Consider the following 4,385-nt stretch of genomic DNA (forward strand, 5'->3'; position numbering starts at 1 on the left):
TTTAGATAAATATATAATAATAAATTGAAAAATAGGAAGTATTTAAGATGAACGATACATTATTATTAGTTTGGGCAGTTATAGCTGTAATCGGTATAGTATCTATAATAATAGTAAAATTATACTTTAAGGATAAAGAGGAAGAAGAATACGAATTTGATGATATAACAACCAGAACTCCATTGCAGGAAAGAGTTGCAGAAGAAAATGAAAAAAAATATTATTATGAAGATGAACCAAACGAACCTATTACAGACTATTTTTCAAATGAGGAAGAACCTCCTATTACCATTCGTGAAGATGAACCACCTGTAATCCTTCGTGAAGAAGAAACAAAACCTGATAACGAATATGACCAATATGTTATTCATGAAACTAATGAAAATACTATACCAAATAGAAATATCAGCTATTCCTCCCAAAATCAAGTTTTAGTTAATTATGATGATAATGTTAAGAAGTTCCAAGAACCAATAACCGAGACCCAGAGAGATATTATGAGTCAAAATAATAAAGATGAACAATCTAATGAAAAACATGAACTTAAAGATTTGTTTACAATCGATGAATTAATAAAAGAATCAAAAAGAAAAGATGATGAAAGAGAAAAAGAATCTAAAACCATAAAAAAAGAAACTGAAGATAACAGTGACATTAAAGAAAGCATTAAAAGGAATAAAGAGAGTAATGAAGAAACCTTACCTATTGAAGAAGTAAAAGAAAATCAGGATGTTACCGATATTAAAAGCAGCATTGCAAAAATGCACGAAATCGCTGAATCCATCAAATCATCAGGTAAAGATTCAAATGTACAATCTAGTGCATCTCAAAAAGACATTAACGAAGCAATTGACACAGCTACAAATGAAAATGAAACCGAAGAAGAAATTCCTATAATTTCTGAAACAAGTTCAATTACTGATGCAGTTATTAAAAAAGATTCTGAGCCTGAAGAAGAAAAAACCGTCCAAGAAACTTTACCAATTGAAGAAGAAGCTAAAGATGAAAAACCTGAAAGCATTAGTAAAGCAATACCTCAAAGTGAAGAAATTAAAGAACCTTCATTAAAAACCCCACATAAAGTTGAAGAGGACAGTATAAGCATTTTATCTGGTGCTGATGACGATTATGAATTTGGTGGTTCAATTGATTCATCCAACTTATTTGAAGATGAAAACGGAGAGTTAAGCGATCTTGATTATAGAAAAGACTTGGCTAAATTTACAAACACCATTAAAAATTCAAGTATTGTTAAGGATATTCGTGACAAATTAACATCCGAACCTGAAGAAAATGAAATAGATAATCTGAATGAGGATTTCATCAGAAATGTAAACTCATACACTGAAGAGGCTGATGAATATTATGATGAATATGCACCTATCATCAATGAAACCCATGTTGATTATTTAGAACCAACACCTGAAGAAGAATTAAGGCAGGAAAATACACGCAGAGTATTTAACAATGCTAAAAATAATGCAGTGGAAGAAACAGCCCCTGTTAAAGAAGAAAGTATTCCACCAATAAAAGAAATACCTGAAAAATCCAGCCTTAAAATAACCATTAATAATAATGAAGAAGTCTTACGTAAAGGTGATGAAATCATCTTCAACCATGAAGGAGAAACCTATTCAAGTAAAGTATACTCCATTAATGGAGATGACATTAAAGTAAAATACAGAAGACAAAACATCACCATCAAACCAAAAGACATCAAAAAGATATATTAAATATTCTGTCAATTTTATTGACAGATTTTTTTAATTTTATTTTGCTTATTTTTTCCTTTAATATTTAAAGAAATTAAGAATATGAAAAATTAAATTAATTATCTGACACTCACAATTTATTTTCTTTTTTAACTTTCAAACATCAAATTTACTTGATTGAGATTACCATCAAAATTTTACCCATTATCTAATTAATGGATAAAAACACTTTTTTACATCAATTAATGGAATATACTACATTATTAGATCCCATCACAACATATTAGAAATTTTAAAAATGCGGAAAAAAACCCCACAATCAAAACATTTATATGTAATATAAATTATACATTACATATAAATTTAGTCATACCTAAATTTTAATTTTTCACAGAAATAACAAATCAAAATAAAGGGATAAACCAATGAGATTCAGTACAAGAAGTTTAAAGTTAACAGTATTTACTATACTTTGTTTTTATATTCTTATAGGATTATGCTGTGCATTTGCAAGCGATGTGGATAATGTAACATTTAATAAAGAATCAAATGTTAATAATATCAATGTTCCTGTCAATGCAAGTTATGAAAGCATTCAAGAAGACGTGAATGTTTTAGGTGATTTTGATGAATTGAACGATAATATCCAAAATATAAGTTCTGGAGAGACATATAACATTGATAAGGATTATACATTCAACGGTGAAATTAACTCATCTAAACAATACATCACTATCGATAAAAATGACATAATCATTAACGGAAATGGCCACACCATAGACGGACAAAATTTATCAGGACTATTTAAAATTACTGCAAACAATGTTAAGATTTATAATTTAACAATCATTAACTTTGAATTCCACGGACTTTCTTTAAAAAGCCATACATTTGATGGTAAAGGCCCTAAAATTGGAGGATATTCAGGAAAACCGCTTGATGATGAGATGTTTTATACCTACACAGAAAGTTGTAGTCCCATCCAATGGATGGGAGACAATGGAGTAATTTCAGGTTGTACATTCTATGAAAATTACGCAATTAATGGTGGAGCATTAAGCTGGAGTGGAAATAACGGCATTATTGATGATTGTCTTTTTGTAAATAACATTGCCCGAGGTGTTGGGGGAGCAATTTATGTTGGAGGTTTCAATAATACAATCATTAATTCAATTTTTGTTAATTCAAGTTCCCAATTATCCCGCGAAGCTATTTACTTTGATTACAAACGCGAGAACATAACTCTAAAAAATAATGCTTACAAGGATAGTATACTATACATTGACGGAGCAAAAACAAATATTGATGTAAAATACCTGGCGTATTCCTTTAAGTCTCCAGTGATAAATGAAAACATTGATCTGGTCCCTTTAGTGTATAATGTATTAACCAATGGAAATTTATCTTACCTTGACAACGGCATGTTGTATTATGGGGAATATGACAGTAATAATCATGAATTTACACTGCATATAACTAAGTATTTCGATGATATCTCATTTACAAAAAATTATAAATTTAAAAATATTCTAAACATCAATAACATTTTTTATGATATGATATACTTTGGAGATTATTATAATACCCTGACCATGGTTAAAAGTATTGAGATTTTTTCCAGCACTAGACTTGAAAGCGATTATGTAAATGCAATATCTACATCTGTAAAATGCTTCAATAGCATTTTAGCATACCTATTTAATTATGATGAAGATTGTTTGCTTAATTCCAATACAGTACTTGCAAATTCGGTTAGATGTAAGTATCCAATAAGTTTTGGATTAAACATAGATTTTTGCGATGCGTTTACTATCAACAGCAAACATTCACTCAACCTCAATGGAGGAGGTTTCGATATTATAAACATCAATGGCCATGGAACAAAAATCTATACAAAGTCCAGTGATAGCGATGAGAATAAATGGGCCATTTTAGGAGAAAATAAAATACTGTCTGTTAGTAACTTAACCATTGAAGGTTTTAATACTGGTATTGAAAACTTTGCAGGAGAATGTATTCTAGATTCCGTTACATTTAATCATAACAGAATGGATTATTTGATTTATAGAGATTATGGTGCTGCAATAATATCCACTGGCATTGTAGATTGTAAAAATTGTAGATTCACAAATAATTATGCGAAATATGGTGGGGCAGTATTCTGCCAAGGCATAATAAATTTAAAAGATTGTTATTTTAGTGGAAATGAGGCATATGGCAAAGGTGATGATGTCTGTATTGGCGATGGAGGAGTTGCAATAGTAAACAATAAAATGGTAAAAGGTGACACACCAATAATTACTCATTGCGACAAAACTGCTGATCAAAATTTTATTGCCAAATTAATTGATACTGTTAAAGAAGGTGCTATTGCAAAATTAATAGAAAACCTATTTGATTCAGATGGTGATATTGATATAAGCTCGATTTATCCCAATGAAGTTAATACGGAGGGATTAAAAGTAATGTCAATGATTTATGGTGATAAATTAACTGTCTAATTAATTTGAGACTTTCTAAGACATATTACAGAAGAAAAAATATAGAAATGAAAATACGGTGATAACATGAATCTTATAAAAAATATTTCATTAACACTAATACTAATTGCAATTTTATTGGTTTCAGTTTCATCAATAAATGCATGTGAAGTTAATGATAATATGGGAAATA

At 29.3% G+C, this 4,385-nt stretch carries 2 protein-coding genes; both read left to right on the forward strand.

Annotation, left to right across the window (positions count from 1 at the left end; genetic code table 11):
* Positions 1-47 precede the first annotated feature (47 nt).
* Complete coding sequence (locus ACKI3Q_RS07280; RefSeq protein WP_407415715.1) at positions 48-1,733, forward strand: ATPase; 1,686 nt, start codon at positions 48-50, stop codon at positions 1,731-1,733.
* 404 nt (positions 1,734-2,137) lie between these two features.
* Entirely contained in the window at positions 2,138-4,213 is a 2,076-nt protein-coding gene (locus ACKI3Q_RS07285; protein ID WP_407415717.1) for a hypothetical protein, read from the forward strand.
* Positions 4,214-4,385: the final 172 nt, after the last annotated feature.

The organism is Methanobrevibacter sp., assembly GCF_045636185.1.
Lineage (GTDB): Archaea > Methanobacteriota > Methanobacteria > Methanobacteriales > Methanobacteriaceae > Methanocatella.

Excerpts from the sequence above, each read along its gene's own strand:
- ACKI3Q_RS07285 (WP_407415717.1), top strand. The coding sequence starts at position 2,138 with ATGAGATTCAGTACAAGAAGTTTAAAGTTAACAGTATTTACTATACTT.
- ACKI3Q_RS07280 (WP_407415715.1), top strand. The coding sequence starts at position 48 with ATGAACGATACATTATTATTAGTTTGGGCAGTTATAGCTGTAATCGGT.